The following is a 14157-nucleotide window of genomic DNA, read 5'->3' on the forward strand; positions in this document are numbered from 1 at the left end:
AGCACATAATAAACTGGTCTTCCATTATTGTATGGAAATTTTAAATTTTTCACTAAAAAAGAAGTCGCTAAAACTCAGTAACTTTGGGCAAAGATACAATAAATAAATGGATTATTTCTTTTTTAAGTGTAGGAAAAAGAGAATTTAAGAGCAATAATGTCCTATTACTACTTGAACAAATGGGGTAAAATGGCAACTTTCTGTGAATATAGTTGAATTTATTAAGCAAGAAGAAATTAGACTTAGCTTACGTTCAATTGGATGGAAGTCCTAAAGCTGGAAATCACAAAAAATTATTAGTGTTTATATTCAAGTTTCTCGAAAAGTTTGTTTTTTTTAACATTATACACGCCACATAATATCTAATTTTGTTGTACTTTTGTGATAAAGAATTAACAACCATCTTCATTAACCATAAAACTTGCAAAGATGAAAAATATTATCCTATTACTATTCTTAGTCATTAGTGCCACTACTGCTGCACAGACTACTTTTAGAGGTACATTGGTCAACCCCGATCAGAAGCCCATCAGTGATGCAAATATTATCCTGATGTCGCTCCCTGATTCTACCTTAGTAAAGGGAGTTATCAGCAATGGACATGGTTCTTTTGAACTACCCAATCCCGCTAATAGCAAAAAGGTGCTTATTAAAATCACACATTTGGAATACCAAGAGGAAGTATTGTCTCCTACAAGTAGTAATTTAGGTACGATTGTTCTAATTCCCACTTCTAATGAATTAGATGCTGTGGTTGTTACTGCCCGCCGCCGTCCTATTTTGGAACAGAAAGGCACTCGCATTAGTACCAATGTAGCACAATCTACCTTGCAAAAATTGCCCACTACCGATATGCTATTGAACTTTCTACCTGGGGTTAGTACTTCCTATACAGGCAGTGGTTTTGAGGTTTTTGGCAAGGGGAATCCCATCTTCTATATTAATAATCGCAGGGTGCGTAACCTTGATGAGGTGTATCAGCTATCTCCAAAAGATATTGAGCGTATAGAGATGGAAACCCAACCAGGCGCAGAGTACGATAATACAGTAGGCGCTGTTATCTACATCATACTCAAAAAGAAACCAGGAGATGGACTTAGTGGGGCAGCTGAAAACACCTTCTATTTCTTCAAAAAAGGCATAATGGATGAAACTTGGCTAAGCCTCAATTATCGTAAAGGGAAAACCGACTGGTTTACAAGCATAAGTAATGATAATCATTTTAACCAAGAAGACTATAATGTAGCTCAGGATTTACAAGTATTTACCCAAAATAACCAGTGGCGAGTACTCAATGATGAAACCCGTCAAAATCAGCACAAAAACATTAAAACAAAGATAGGATTTGCACACGAATTCTCTGAAGAACACTCTCTGGGTATGAGCATAAGAGGGAGTATTATACCTTTCAGCGGACATAACTTTAGCACTCAAGAAACGACCACTTATAAGAACCAATTGCTTACTGCTCAGGGACGTAATGAGTATGACCAATTTGAGCAAGACAAAAAACTCAGTGTCAATGCCTATTACGAAGGCAAACTCACTGATGTGCTAAAAATGCAAACTGATGTGGATTATATCGGTCTGCGTTCTGATAATACTTCAGACATTGTCGAGCACAACCTCCTTAATACAACCTCTCGCAACGTACACACGCATTCCGATGTGATTTCTAATTGGTGGGGGCTCAAGACCACTTTCTTTCAACAGTTAGGCAAAGGGACTATTGGCTATGGTGTTGAGGTAAGTAACCTACACCGCACTGAGAATTACCAAGACAATGTACTTTCTGCCTTCAATGCTAAAAATAACGAAACTCGTTCGGATGCTTTTCTTAGTTTTTCCTATCCTATCAAAAAGGTAAATCTAAAACTTGGCACACGCTATGAGTATGCTGATTTTGATTATTATGAAAACGAGCAGAAAAGCGAAGCGAAAAGTAAGACCTATCGAGATTGGTTGCCTAATGTATCGGTAGCTTTCCCTTGGGAGAAAACTCAAATAACTTTCAGCTATGCGCGCAAGATTAAGCGCCCTGCCTTCCATGATCTCAGTGACTACAATAGCTATGTTTCTTCTTTCCTGTACAATCGCGGAAACCCTTATATTACACCTCAACTCACTGATGAGTGGAATACGCTGGCCACTTATGGCCCTGTATCAGCTTCCGTTACTTATTCCCATATTCACAAGGGAATTTATGCCGATTACCAACTCTCTTCTATCAACTCCGATGCAGTAGAAGAAATCCTTCGTAATTATGACGATTTTAGCCTACTGAAATGTGCACTTAATGCTCAAAAACAAATAGGAAAGTGGATGCCTAAACTTACCCTTACCTATGAAAAGCCTTTTGCTGATAAGGTGTTTTACAAAAGTGAAGGCCTTTTTTCAGTAGAATGGATGAACCAAATCACCCCTTCAGAGAATTGGCTTTTTTTAGTTATGCTTCTCTATAAGAGCAAAGGATCTATGCAAGAAGCCTACTACATATACAAGCCTGTAAGTGGTGTATTTGTAGGAGTAGCACGTGCATTCTTCCACCAATCACTTTCTGTATATGCTGTAGCCTCCGACTTTTATAATGGGCTGAACCGACATGCCCGTATACAAAACTCATACATCAGTAACAGTACCGCCTATAGCTACAGTAATTTTAGTTTCAAGATAGGGATAAGCTATAACTTCAACACTACCCAAAGCAAATACAAAGGAAAAGAAATAAGTGAGGAGGAAAACAACCGAATATAATTTAAGAAAAACTAATTTCCACAACAAACCCCTCGTGTCCGCGTACATTGAAGACGGTATTATCCTCAAAGAGGAGGTATTGCCCTTTGATTCCCATAAGCCTGCCCTGATACTGTAGGGTCTTGGGCATGGTGAGGCTTGTCACTTTGGTAGGATACCTAAGGACGGGATAGTTGATATGATAGATAGGTACTTCTTCACTGAAGTAAGACAAGGTCTCTTGGGGTAGAAACGCCTTTAAGCCTTGTTTGATCATATTGAGATCCACTACTTGGACGGTATTGGTAAGCATCTTACGCCAATTGGTCTTATCGGAGATATGCGCTTTGAGGGCGACCTCCCCTATCCCTGCCAAGTAGCGGTTGGGTACCTCCAACATTACCAAGGCCTCATGAGCGCCTTGGTCTATCCAGCGGGTAGGCATCTGTGTTTTGCGGGTAACGCCTACTTTCACCTCACTGGAGTTGGCCAAGTAAAGCAAGTGCGGTTGTAGCTGTACCTGCTGTTCGTAAGCCAAATCCCTGTCCTCTATACCCAGATGTGCCTTGCTCAGCTCTGGGCGGATGATCCACTCCCCCACCTCTGGGGCTTCAAAAAAACATTTCTTACAGAGTCCCTGCCTGTAGATCTCCTTGGGTTGCCCACAGTGCAAACAGTGGTAACCCGCAAAGCGCAGGGTGAGCTGTTGTCCTAATAGGTCGTTCATGGGTAGCTCTCCTTCCTCTAAAGAAAGATAATATTGTACAGGCGTTTGTGCCTCGGTTCGCATTTTTCTTAAAACCGTTTGGTAGGTATTCATATTTTTTGTACTTTTACGTCCGCTATAATGATTGACAAAAGTAGTAAAAATAAACCAAACTCCGAACATCTTTTTTAGAAAATATGGCTTTAACGATTATCCATTCCATTGCTTCTTGGTTCTTGCGCAAGCGTATAGACCAGATAGAAGAATTCATCAAACGCCCTCATGAAGTACAAGAAAACGTATGTGCCAAGCTCTTAGAAGCCGCACAGAGTACCGAGATGGGCAAGCAATACGACTTTATTTCCATTCGTAACTATGAGGATTTTGCCGCACGTATCCCCATCTCTATCTATGAGGATATAGAACCCATGATAGAGCGTGCCCGTCGTGGGGAGGAGAACCTTTTTTGGCGTACTCCTATCAAATGGTTTGCCAAGAGTAGCGGTACGACCAATGCCAAAAGCAAGTTTATCCCTGTAAGTGAGGAAGCGCTTGAGTATTGCCACTATAAGGCAGGCAAGGATATGCTTTGCTTATACCTGAATAACAACCCCGACTCCAACCTCTTTACAGGAAAGAGCCTACGCCTTGGGGGCAGTAAGGAGTTATATGAGGAAAACGGAACTATCTTTGGCGACTTGTCAGCCATACTCATAGACAACCTCCCTTTCTGGGCAGAGTTCAGCTGTACCCCCTCCACCAAAGTATCCCTAATGAGCGAGTGGGAAGCCAAGATGAAGGCTATTATAGCGGAATCCTCTCGTGAGAATGTAACCAGCCTGGTAGGTGTCCCCTCGTGGATGATGGTGCTCCTTCGACAAGCGCTTGCCTATACAGGCAAAGAAAACATATTAGAGATATGGAAAAACTTAGAGGTATATTTCCACGGCGGGGTGAGCTTTGTCCCTTACCGAGACCAATATAAGCAACTTATTCCCTCCGATAGTTTCCGTTATTATGAGACCTACAACGCCTCCGAGGGTTTCTTTGCCATACAGGACAGAAATAACAGTGACGAAATGCTGCTGATGCTGGACTATGGTATATTCTATGAGTTTATCCCTATGGACAGCTTTGGTACCCCTTCCCAAAAGGCTATTCCCCTATGGGAGGTAGAGATAGGTAAGAACTACGCCATGGTGATCACCACCAATGCAGGACTTTGGCGTTACCAGATAGGTGATACGGTACGCTTTACCTCCACCTCGCCCTATCGTATCAAGATTACAGGACGCACCAAGCACCATATCAATGTATTTGGGGAAGAGCTTATCATAGAAAATACCGAGGAAGCGCTCAAAAGAGCCTGCCATGAGCATCATTGTAGCGTAATAGAATACACCGTGGCACCTATCTTCATGCAAGGCAACAAGAGCGGCGGACACGAGTGGATCATTGAGTTCGAAACCGCCCCTGAGGATATAGAAGCCTTCACCCGCACCTTGGACACTGAACTAAAAGCACTTAACTCCGATTACGAGGCCAAGCGCTATAACGATATGACCCTTGCTATGCCCAAGATACACATTGCCCGAAAGAACCTCTTTCACGATTGGCTTAAAGAAAACGGCAAGTTAGGAGGCCAACATAAGATTCCGCGCCTTTCCAATACCCGTGATTACTTTGAGGCAATCTGGAAGCTAAAGGACAGTAATGCTAATTAATAGTAGGAAATGATGGTATAGTCTCATTCGTTAAGACGCAATAAGAATTACTATGAAGAAAAATATCATCAAAATACTAATTATATTGGGGTTGTTGCTCTTTATTGTATTTGATATTATGTATCTTATGGGGTGTTATGTATCCCTAAAATTCCAAATAGAAGACAATGTTGGCTCCACAACTACAGATGTAATATACAATTTTGTTGATAAAGTTGCCGTTTTTTCAATAGTCAATGCTTTAATCATCTCTTTATTGGGGGGATATATTCTTTTTAGAAACAAGGGAACCATAGTTGAGAGAAAAAATAAGTCTATCCCTATTTTTGCTTGTATATACATTGTCCTACAATTATCAGTTATATTTTATAGCTACTATGGATTAAAATCTAATAGCCAACAAAATATAATAGGCGCTAACGTCATGGGAAATATAAATGATATGACCATAGGACTTTTTACATCTCTCATTTTTAGCTTGATTATATGCTGTTTGATGCTTCTATTTATCCATAAAAGGTCTATAACTAATGATAGGTGATTCAATAAGAGTTTTTTTGGAAATATAATATTTCAATAGCCATTGTGCTTTTTGGCGCCTATCTTATGAATTACTTTGTATTCCACTAATAGCTATGTATGGAATGGCACAAGGAAATTAATATTTTACTTCTGTACAAATTAAAATAGATTAAAAAAATAAAAATTTATGAATAAAGATTTAGAAAAAAAATTCAGAAAAAATATAAATCCAAGAGTTTTTTGGGATTGTTCTTTTGAAGATTTAGATTTAGAGAAAGATAAAATCTTTATCATCGGTAGAATTATGATGAGAGGAACAGATAGGGAAATCCATTTTATAGAAGACAACTTTTCTTTGAAGGAGATAAAAGAAGCTGTGGAAAAATCTACTGAAACCGATGATGTATGTATAAATTATTACGAAAAATTATACAACTATGGAGATAAAAGACAATAAGGCTGTAGGAAAATCTCAAATAGAGTTACTTAAGAAATTAATGTCATTAGAGGAACTTTCCGAATATTGTTTGGTTGGAGGAACTAATCTGGCTCTAAGGTATGAACACAGAATATCAATAGACTTAGATATATTTAGATATAATCCTTCTCCTAATATAGAAGAAAATATGGCGATCTCAAATATGATTAAAAAGGTTTTCCCTACTGCTGAGATTATTAGTATTAATAAAATAGGTATTTTCCTGTACATAGGTGAGGTAAAAGTCGATATCATTGAATATCCTTTCCCTTTTTTCGAGGTAGAAACAATAAAGGGGATTCGCTTAGCCTCAAAATCTGATATCAGTGCTATGAAAATTAGCGCCATAACCAACAGAGGTTCTCGTAAAGATTTTTATGATTTACATGAATTATTAAAAGAATTTACCTTAAAAGAGATCTTTGATGACTATCAAAGAAAATATAATATTGATAATTTGGAAATGGCAAAAAGGTCTCTAATATATTTTGAAGATGCAAATAATGAAAAAGAAAGAAATAATAAAGTTATTAGCCTTATAAATGAAAGTTGGGAAAATATAAAAGATGATATAGAGAGAAAATACAACGAATTATTTCAAATCTCCCATAAAAACAGACAAAAGAAATGATTTTTTATGAAACTCCTTAGTATTCTGTTTTACTTCCTCTGCTTTCCTGCTTTTATATATAGTCAAAATGAACTTTTTTTGAAAGTAACACTAAGAGTACAAGAGCACACACCCCTTATGGAGATTAGGAATGCCACTATGGATACCATACAGCTCTTTTCTAAACTGAAAAAAGAAAGCAAAGAAGCAAGTACTCATATCTTGGGCTTTAGGAAAGAGGGAAAACACTATACTGAAGAGGTATTGTATAGCTGCTATGAGTGCCTTGAGGATTATTTTTATTTAGGAAATACCAAAAATAACACCATAAAGATAGCACCTCAGAGCAGTATTAGTACTTATTTTCCTTATTTATCCTATGGAACCTATTATTTTGAGATACAAACTTTCTATATCTACCAGAAAAAGCGTTATGACTTGAAGGTAACGACCCCTGAAATCAATATCAACTAAGTTTTCCTATAAGAATATGACAATGTACCTATACCTTTTCCTTATGCCTTTCTTTTTGGGCTGCCAGCAAAGAGTAACCTTTGATAAAGATAATAACACTACTATCTTAAATACTGAAGAAGCATCTAATAGACATACCCAAAGAATAATCAAAAACACAGAAAAGGAAGAAAAGATTAATGATACAGAACTCTCCTCTTTTCTGAAAGAACTTCAGGTGTGCTTATCACAAGGACAGGTCACAAAGATAGCCGATACTATGATACATTATCCTCTCAAAGACGAAGGACCGCTTTATGAAATGTTATACGGAGATATCGTCTATAGAGATGACTTTACAACAGAAGACAAACCCATTGTCAGAGAAGACTTTATAAAAATCTACCACAAATTATTTCCTAAGAAGTATATAGCCCTTTTTGAAAAATTAAGCATAGAGGAGATTGTCAAAGAGAAAGAATTTAAGTGTTGGAATAAGGAAAAAACTACCCTTATTGACTTTTCTTTCCTATCGGAAGATTCTTTCCAGATAAGTATCAGTTTTATGGAAGAGGATGTTGTAGGGGGATATAGCATCAAATATCTTTTTAAGAAAATCAATGGAAATATCCTATTATATTTGGTACGCAGTATATAACCTATCTTCCTAAAACAAGGGCAAAAACTCTTTGCAAAGCCCAAAGAAATATCTTATCTTTGTGCCTTAAAGAAAACAATCTGAAATAGATAGCGTAACTTGCTATTAATTAAAATCTTATACAGAATAAAAGTATGAAGAATTATCAGAACGTAACTGATTTGCCTAATAATAATACCATATTCTTGGTATGGACATTCAAAAAAGAGGCGGACAAAGCTCAACTCAAGGCTGCTTTCTCCAAGGTATGTGGTTTGGTAGGAAACCTCAACAACTCGGTAGCCGATCGCTTCCCTGAAGCCCGTGCAAGTGTAACTATTGGTATTAGCCATATCGGGTGGCTTACTTTGGGCTTACCTACCCCCCTACCTAAGGAACTCAAAGATTTTCAACCTATCAAAGGCAGCAAGCATACAGCGGTAGCCACCGAAGGTGACCTACATTTTCATATTCGCGCACATAACCCCAGTTTGGCTTATGACATGGCCGCCGTTATTACTGAGGTGATGCAGCCTATAGCCGACTGTGTAGTCAATGTACAAGGGTTCAGGTATTGGGACGGACGTGCTATCATCGGTTTTGTAGATGGTACTGAAAATCCTCAAGGTGAAGAAAGAGAACAATTTGCCGTAGTAGGTGAAGAAGATCCTGATTATCAAGGAGGCAGCTACCTATTTGTCCAAAAATATGTACATGATATGAGCGCATGGCATGCGCTCCCTGTAAGCGAACAAGAAAAAGTCATAGGTCGCAGCAAAGAGATGGATATAGAGATGGACGATGATACCAAGCCTTCCAATGCCCATTCTGCGCTTGCCAATGTGGGGGACGACCTAAAAGTAGTCAGAGACAATATGCCTTTCCATGACCCTGCGAGCCACCAGATGGGTACTTACTTTATTTGCTATGCAAACACCTTCAGTACTGTAGAGAAAATGCTTACTAACATGTTTGTAGGCGACCCCGTGGGTAATTACGATCGCTTGTTGGATTTCAGTACTGCCCAAACAGGTACCCTCTTCTTTGTCCCTTCATTAGATATGTTGGACGACTTTGCTGGCTAATCATAGAAAAATATCAGAACCACACCAAACACATTGCACATGAACTATTACAATATCAAGCATAAGGACGAAATCGTCTCCTTCAAGGAAGCTACCCTAAGAGGATTGGGAAAGGACAAAGGACTTTTTGTTCCCGAACATATTCCCTCCCTACCCACTTCTTTCTTTGAGGAAATTACTCAAAAAAACAATATAGAAATCGCTACAGAGGCGCTTTACCCCTATGTCAATGACAGTTTTTCCAAAGAAGAACTCCAAAAGGTTTTGGAAGAGGTGTTTGTCTTTGATACGCCTGTAAAGGAACTCTTAAGTAATACCTCTGTATTGGAACTATTCCATGGGCCTACCATGGCTTTCAAGGACGTAGGAGCACGCTTTATGGCGCGTTGCTTAGGCAAATTCTCCGATAAGGACAACCCCACTACAGTAGTGGTGGCTACCTCTGGTGATACGGGGAGTGCCGTGGCCAATGGCTTTTACAAAGTGGAGGGAGTAAGAGTGGTCATCCTCTTCCCCAAAGGAAAAGTAAGCCCTTTCCAAGAATACCAAATGACCTCCTTAGGCGCCAATATACAAGCGGTAGAGGTAGAGGGTACTTTTGATGACTGCCAAGCCCTTGTAAAGCAAGCCCTTTCCGATGCATCTCTCAAGGCAGAACGCGTGCTGAGCAGTGCCAACTCTATCAATGTTGCTCGCTTTCTCCCTCAGATGCTTTACTACTTCTTTGCTTACAAGCAGGTAAAAGACCTCTTAGACGGCAAGGATTGGGTGGTGGCTGTCCCCAGTGGAAACTTTGGTAACCTCACCGCCGGCCTATATGCTCACGCTATGGGACTACCTGTAAGCAAGTTTGTAGCCGCCAACAATGCCAATGATACCTTTGCCCAATACTTACAAACAGGAAGCTATCAGGCCAAAGCCTCAGTTGCAACCCTCTCCAATGCCATGGACGTGGGGGATCCGAGCAACTTTGTACGTATCCAAGAGCTTTTTGGACATAGCCTTGAGGCCATTCGCAAGATGATTACTGCTGTGGTGATCTCTGACAAAGAAACTTTGGACGAAATCGCTTATATACATAATACCCTAGGCTATATCCTTGATCCTCATTCGGCAGTGGGACACTTAGCTTTGCAAAAAACCCTACTTCCTTCCCAATACGGCACCGTACTAAGTACCGCCAGCCCTAAGAAGTTTGACCAAGTGATCCGCCAAGTAATTCCTTCTTTTCCTGTCCCTGAAGTAGATTTGAGTACTTGTCATAAAAAGAGTATTCCCAATTCTTATAAGGATTACAAAGAATTGTTACTTAGTTAGTTACTCATCATTGCTATAGGCCATACAGGCAAAACTCACCTTTGCTCCTGCCTTTATAAGCAAGGCTGCACACTGGGCGAGGGTGGCGCCGGTGGTAACTATATCATCTATAATAAGCACATGCTTGCCTGCAACGGCTTTGGGGTCAGTAAGTACAAAGGTCTCGGCAGAGGTTCTTTGTCGCTCCAACCAGTGTTTTTTGGCCTGAGCCGAATTATACGTTTGTTTGAGCAAAAGATCCTCACGATAAGTCACTTGCAAGGCATCGGCAAGCGTACTACCAAAGAGTGTTACTTGATTGTAACCTCTTTTTTTCTTTTTCTTAGGGTGTAGAGGAACAGGCAGGGCCAGCTCCACTTGTGAGAAATAGCCATTGGCCACCAGCTCTGTAGCGTACCACTGTCCCAGCCAAAGACCTACCTGCTCCCTATCATGGTACTTGAGGGCATGTATCAGTCGCTGGGAGACGGCTCCCTTATCATAATAGAGTAAGGCAGAGGCTTTCTGTACCACTACCCTCCCGAAGAACTTCCTAATCATAGGGTTACGCTCATCAGGGAGTAAGTGAAAGTGGGTTTGCCTAAGCTCATGGCGGCAAGTCACACATAGGAATTGTTCTTGGCGGCTGATTATTTGGCCACAGCCCAAGCAATAACGAGGAAATAAGAACGCTCCTATATCCTTAAAAACAGAAAAAAGCGTCATAGCAATAGGTTATATAAAAAAACCATCTCACAAGGAGATGGTTTTCGCTTTAAATCCAAAATCTATGAATAAAACTTTAGTTATTTTCGGCTACTATTTCAAAAGGTAGTGCAACGATTACCTCTCTGTGCAAACGTACAGAGGCCTCGTACTTACCTGTTTGCTTGATATTACCCCCAGCGATATAGATATATTTCTTATCTACTTGGTGTCCAGCCTTAAGGAGTTCTTCTGCAAGGTCATCGTGGTTTACAGAACCAAACAATTTGTTACCTGCACCTACTTTAGCAGCAATTTTTATTTCTAACTGTTGGAGAGCCTTAGCCAATTGCTTAGCATCTTCAATAATTTTCTTTTCCTTGAAAGCTCTTTGTTTTAAGTTCTCAGCCAACACCTTTTTAGCAGAAGGAGTAGCCAGCTGAGCAAGGCCTTGAGGAATAAGATAATTACGCCCATATCCGTTCTTCACGGTTACTATATCGTCCTTAAACCCTAGGTTAGGGACATCATTTTTAAGTATAATTTCCATTGATTCCTTGAATTAATTATTTTAACAAATCGGCTACATAAGGCAATAGAGCTAAGTGGCGAGCACGCTTAACGGCTACTGCGATCTTTCGTTGAAACTTCAGAGAAGTACCAGTGATACGACGAGGCAACAACTTACCTTGTTCGTTAATAAATTTCAATAAGAAATCAGGGTCTTTGTAATCAATATATTTGATACCTAACTTTTTGAAACGGCAATATTTTTTGTTTTTGTTGGTATCTATATTCAGTGGGGTTAGATATCTGATATCTCCCTCTTTTTTTCCTTTTGCTTGTTGTTCGATAGACATGTTTTAGGCTTTTTTACTGTTCAACTTTGCTCTTCTTTTCTCAGCCCAAGCGATTGCTTCTTTTTCGAGCTTCACGGTGAGGTAACGCATCACGCGCTCATCGCGGCGGAATTCTACTTCAAAGCTCTCGATAATATCGCCAGGTGCTTTGAATTCAAATAAGTGATAAAATCCACTCTTTTTGTTTTGAATGGAATAGGCCAATTTCTTTAAGCCCCAATCTTCTTTTGCTACCATTTCAGCACCCTTTGAGGTTAAGAAATTTTCAAATTTCTCAACTGCTTCCTTTATCTGTGCTTCAGATAAAACGGGATTCAAAATGAAAACAGTTTCGTAATGATTCATAAAAACTTTTTATTTAATTTGAGGTGCAAAGATATAACATTTTTGGATATACACCAAATTTATTTTGAACAAATTTCCTCTTTGCCTAACTTATTGCTGTCCTTCGGCAGGTGTTTCTGTACTATTACTCTCTGTATCAGCAGGTTGCTCTTGAGGTTGCTCCTTTACAACGACATCACCTTTTTTGGTTTTTAGACTACCTCGATAGTCCTTTTGGAGCTTTTCGAGGGTCTGGCTAACGAGTTCTTTGGTTACAAAGTCTATTTCCTTAGCCCCATAAGCACGCTGAAGAGAACGGAATGCCTTCTGTGGTTCTTGAATACGCAAGTAGTAATCCCCCTCTAAGTAGTCAGGTAAGGCAGTATCCTTATAATAAGGCTTGATATACTTGACTAATATAGGAATGGATTCGAAATCGGCATTCTTAAGAATAGCGGCATAGATCGCCTTGACATCATCCAAGAGTGGCTCCTTGTCTATACCATATAAATCCTTTATTTTCTTATATTTATCTTGCAAATACTGGGTGGTATTGTTCTGTACCTTGAGTACCTTTTCTGCATATTCTCGCATGGAGATAGGGCGGTATTCCTCAAAGAAGAGGTTCAAGGCCTCAGAGATTCCCATAATAGAAACGGTACTGGTGGTGATTTTGGGAAAGGGTTGAGAGAAATAGAAACTACGATCTAACTTCTTGACACTCATAAGCTTGTCTAAGTCGGTTATCTTCTTCAAGGTTGCATTGTCCTCGTCTTGTGTCCAACCGAGATAGTAGAAGATAGGTGTCTTGAAGGAAGCCAATTGTTCTGGAATAGAGTTGGTTATTTTCTCCATCATATTGGGAGAGAGGGAGATATAAGCGTTAAAAAGCGAATTTTCCTTGAGCAAGTAGTAGTTAATAAAGTTGGCCGCTTCGCCATCGGCAATGATTCCTCTAAAGTCATTGGTGGAGTATTTGCTTTGCACACGAGGAATGACTGTTTGTCCGACAAACTCAAAGAAGACCGCTGTATCATTAAAGGGTACCCCTGTTTCTTCAGGTACAGTTACATCGTCTTCATCGTTATAGATTCCTACAATGATAGAGGGAGGCACCTCTCCGGTACGAGAGAAATAGCGAAAGCTTGTTACCGTAGGCTCCAGAAGTCGGCTAGCATTGAGCACCACAAAGAGTGGATATTTTTCACGTTTGTCATAGCCGTCGGGCAGTACGACAGTTACTTTACGAGTACCATCCATATCCTTGGAACCCAAGTTTTCGGAGGTTATTTGTGCTCCCATACGAGCAGAGAGAAGCACCAAAAGCGTTAGTAATAGCTTTTTCATCTTATAAAAGTTTATAGGTTTCAAAATAAAAATCATAGGCATGTCTTTCGTCCTGAGGGTGAAAGTCCCGTCTTACGCATTGCCAGCGTTGTGGGTCAATCTCAGGGAAGAAAGTATCTGCCTGAAAGTGTGCTTGTACATGTGTGAGTTCAAGGGTTGTTGCATAAGGCATCGCTAGCTTATATACCTCTCCCCCGCCTATTACAAAGGGCTGTTCGTCCTGCTCCTGTGCTATGGCAATTGCCTGCTCCATAGAGGATACTACTATACAATGCTCCCTATGATAATTCTTATCTCGAGAGAGTACAATATGAGTACGCTTTGGCAGCAACTTAGGGAGGGACTCCAAGGTCTTACGCCCCATAATCACACAATGACCCATGGTGAGGTGCTTAAAGTGCTGAAAATCATCAGGCAAGTGCCATAGTAGTTGGTTTTCCTTGCCTATACCATTGTCAAGGTCTAAGGCAGCTATGAGCGTTAAGGACATGGTTGTGATTTTAAGACGAGGCAAATGTACAATTTTTTATTTAATTATAACCTTTTAGAATGTTAAATTTAGTGATTAGAGGTTATGAATAAAGATTAGGGATTAGTGAATAATGATTAGAGGTTAGGGGTTAGTTAAGACGCAATAAATTGCGTCTCTACGGAAGACTATACTAAGCAAAAAATTG

General features: G+C 39.7%; 16 protein-coding genes. 9 read left to right on the forward strand and 7 right to left on the reverse strand.

Annotated features, from left to right (window positions below):
• Positions 1 to 429 precede the first annotated feature (429 nt).
• Entirely contained in the window at positions 430 to 2754 is a 2325-nt protein-coding gene (locus HMPREF1154_RS06010) for a TonB-dependent receptor domain-containing protein (protein ID WP_009641666.1), read from the forward strand.
• Between the two features lies 1 nt (position 2755).
• Here HMPREF1154_RS06010 and HMPREF1154_RS06015 read toward each other — a convergent pair whose 3' ends face one another.
• Positions 2756 to 3553, reverse strand: a complete 798-nt coding sequence (locus tag HMPREF1154_RS06015; RefSeq protein WP_034567005.1) for a DUF2797 domain-containing protein — start codon at positions 3551 to 3553, stop codon at positions 2756 to 2758.
• Positions 3554 to 3636: 83 nt separating this feature from the next.
• Between HMPREF1154_RS06015 and HMPREF1154_RS06020 the strand changes: the two genes are divergently transcribed.
• The 8 genes from HMPREF1154_RS06020 (at position 3637) to thrC (ending at position 10265) form a co-directional block, all read left to right on the forward strand.
• Entirely contained in the window at positions 3637 to 5163 is a 1527-nt protein-coding gene (locus HMPREF1154_RS06020) for a GH3 auxin-responsive promoter family protein (protein WP_009641692.1), read from the forward strand.
• Positions 5164 to 5215: 52 nt separating this feature from the next.
• The gene (locus HMPREF1154_RS06025) at positions 5216 to 5704 is read left to right on the forward strand and encodes a hypothetical protein (RefSeq protein ID WP_009641731.1); all 489 of its coding nucleotides are present in this window, start codon (positions 5216 to 5218) and stop codon (positions 5702 to 5704) included.
• Positions 5705 to 5872: 168 nt separating this feature from the next.
• Positions 5873 to 6142 carry a DUF6922 domain-containing protein gene (locus HMPREF1154_RS06030; RefSeq protein ID WP_009641675.1) on the forward strand — a complete coding sequence of 90 codons (270 nt, stop codon included), beginning with the start codon at positions 5873 to 5875 and terminating at the stop codon, positions 6140 to 6142.
• Complete coding sequence (locus HMPREF1154_RS06035) at positions 6123 to 6794, forward strand: nucleotidyl transferase AbiEii/AbiGii toxin family protein (protein WP_009641729.1); 672 nt, start codon at positions 6123 to 6125, stop codon at positions 6792 to 6794. Before HMPREF1154_RS06030 ends, HMPREF1154_RS06035 begins: the two co-directional genes overlap by 20 nt.
• 78 nt (positions 6795 to 6872) lie before the next feature.
• On the forward strand, positions 6873 to 7247 hold the full coding sequence (locus HMPREF1154_RS06040; protein WP_157231245.1) for a hypothetical protein: 375 nt from the start codon (positions 6873 to 6875) through the stop codon (positions 7245 to 7247).
• 22 nt (positions 7248 to 7269) lie between these two features.
• The gene (locus HMPREF1154_RS06045; protein WP_009641707.1) at positions 7270 to 7884 is read left to right on the forward strand and encodes a hypothetical protein; all 615 of its coding nucleotides are present in this window, start codon (positions 7270 to 7272) and stop codon (positions 7882 to 7884) included.
• Positions 7885 to 8018: 134 nt separating this feature from the next.
• Complete coding sequence (locus tag HMPREF1154_RS06050; protein ID WP_009641686.1) at positions 8019 to 8948, forward strand: Dyp-type peroxidase; 930 nt, start codon at positions 8019 to 8021, stop codon at positions 8946 to 8948.
• Between the two features lie 39 nt (positions 8949 to 8987).
• Complete coding sequence (gene thrC, locus HMPREF1154_RS06055; RefSeq protein WP_009641660.1) at positions 8988 to 10265, forward strand: threonine synthase; 1278 nt, start codon at positions 8988 to 8990, stop codon at positions 10263 to 10265.
• Here the strand turns inward: thrC and HMPREF1154_RS06060 are convergent, their stop codons facing one another.
• The 6 genes from HMPREF1154_RS06060 to HMPREF1154_RS06085 all read right to left on the reverse strand — a co-directional run bounded on the left by HMPREF1154_RS06060 (position 10266) and on the right by HMPREF1154_RS06085 (position 13970).
• Positions 10266 to 10970, reverse strand: a complete 705-nt coding sequence (locus tag HMPREF1154_RS06060) for a ComF family protein (RefSeq protein ID WP_009641708.1) — start codon at positions 10968 to 10970, stop codon at positions 10266 to 10268.
• 76 nt (positions 10971 to 11046) lie between these two features.
• Positions 11047 to 11499, reverse strand: a complete 453-nt coding sequence (gene rplI / locus HMPREF1154_RS06065; RefSeq protein ID WP_009641694.1) for a 50S ribosomal protein L9 — start codon at positions 11497 to 11499, stop codon at positions 11047 to 11049.
• A 16-nt stretch (positions 11500 to 11515) separates the two neighbouring features.
• Complete coding sequence (gene rpsR / locus HMPREF1154_RS06070; RefSeq protein WP_002670530.1) at positions 11516 to 11809, reverse strand: 30S ribosomal protein S18; 294 nt, start codon at positions 11807 to 11809, stop codon at positions 11516 to 11518.
• Positions 11810 to 11812: 3 nt separating this feature from the next.
• A complete protein-coding gene (rpsF, locus tag HMPREF1154_RS06075; RefSeq protein ID WP_009641717.1) occupies positions 11813 to 12154 on the reverse strand; it encodes a 30S ribosomal protein S6 in 342 nt (113 codons plus the stop codon).
• A 90-nt stretch (positions 12155 to 12244) separates the two neighbouring features.
• Positions 12245 to 13480 carry an alpha/beta hydrolase gene (locus HMPREF1154_RS06080; RefSeq protein ID WP_009641698.1) on the reverse strand — a complete coding sequence of 412 codons (1236 nt, stop codon included), beginning with the start codon at positions 13478 to 13480 and terminating at the stop codon, positions 12245 to 12247.
• 1 nt (position 13481) lies between these two features.
• A complete protein-coding gene (locus HMPREF1154_RS06085; RefSeq protein ID WP_009641684.1) occupies positions 13482 to 13970 on the reverse strand; it encodes a dihydrofolate reductase in 489 nt (162 codons plus the stop codon).
• Positions 13971 to 14157 lie beyond the last annotated feature (187 nt).

The organism is Capnocytophaga sp. CM59 (genome assembly GCF_000293175.1).
Lineage (GTDB): Bacteria > Bacteroidota > Bacteroidia > Flavobacteriales > Flavobacteriaceae > Capnocytophaga > Capnocytophaga granulosa.

Coding starts and splice junctions, on each gene's coding strand:
- HMPREF1154_RS06085 (WP_009641684.1), bottom strand. CDS start 13,970: ATGTCCTTAACGCTCATAGCTGCCTTAGACCTTGACAATGGTATAGGC.
- HMPREF1154_RS06030 (WP_009641675.1), top strand. CDS start 5,873: ATGAATAAAGATTTAGAAAAAAAATTCAGAAAAAATATAAATCCAAGA.
- HMPREF1154_RS06015 (WP_034567005.1), bottom strand. CDS start 3,553: ATGAATACCTACCAAACGGTTTTAAGAAAAATGCGAACCGAGGCACAA.
- HMPREF1154_RS06045 (WP_009641707.1), top strand. CDS start 7,270: ATGTACCTATACCTTTTCCTTATGCCTTTCTTTTTGGGCTGCCAGCAA.
- HMPREF1154_RS06010 (WP_009641666.1), top strand. CDS start 430: ATGAAAAATATTATCCTATTACTATTCTTAGTCATTAGTGCCACTACT.
- rpsR (WP_002670530.1), bottom strand. CDS start 11,809: ATGTCTATCGAACAACAAGCAAAAGGAAAAAAAGAGGGAGATATCAGA.
- HMPREF1154_RS06020 (WP_009641692.1), top strand. CDS start 3,637: ATGGCTTTAACGATTATCCATTCCATTGCTTCTTGGTTCTTGCGCAAG.
- HMPREF1154_RS06050 (WP_009641686.1), top strand. CDS start 8,019: ATGAAGAATTATCAGAACGTAACTGATTTGCCTAATAATAATACCATA.
- rplI (WP_009641694.1), bottom strand. CDS start 11,499: ATGGAAATTATACTTAAAAATGATGTCCCTAACCTAGGGTTTAAGGAC.
- rpsF (WP_009641717.1), bottom strand. CDS start 12,154: ATGAATCATTACGAAACTGTTTTCATTTTGAATCCCGTTTTATCTGAA.
- HMPREF1154_RS06035 (WP_009641729.1), top strand. CDS start 6,123: ATGGAGATAAAAGACAATAAGGCTGTAGGAAAATCTCAAATAGAGTTA.
- HMPREF1154_RS06025 (WP_009641731.1), top strand. CDS start 5,216: ATGAAGAAAAATATCATCAAAATACTAATTATATTGGGGTTGTTGCTC.
- HMPREF1154_RS06080 (WP_009641698.1), bottom strand. CDS start 13,480: ATGAAAAAGCTATTACTAACGCTTTTGGTGCTTCTCTCTGCTCGTATG.
- HMPREF1154_RS06060 (WP_009641708.1), bottom strand. CDS start 10,970: ATGACGCTTTTTTCTGTTTTTAAGGATATAGGAGCGTTCTTATTTCCT.
- thrC (WP_009641660.1), top strand. CDS start 8,988: ATGAACTATTACAATATCAAGCATAAGGACGAAATCGTCTCCTTCAAG.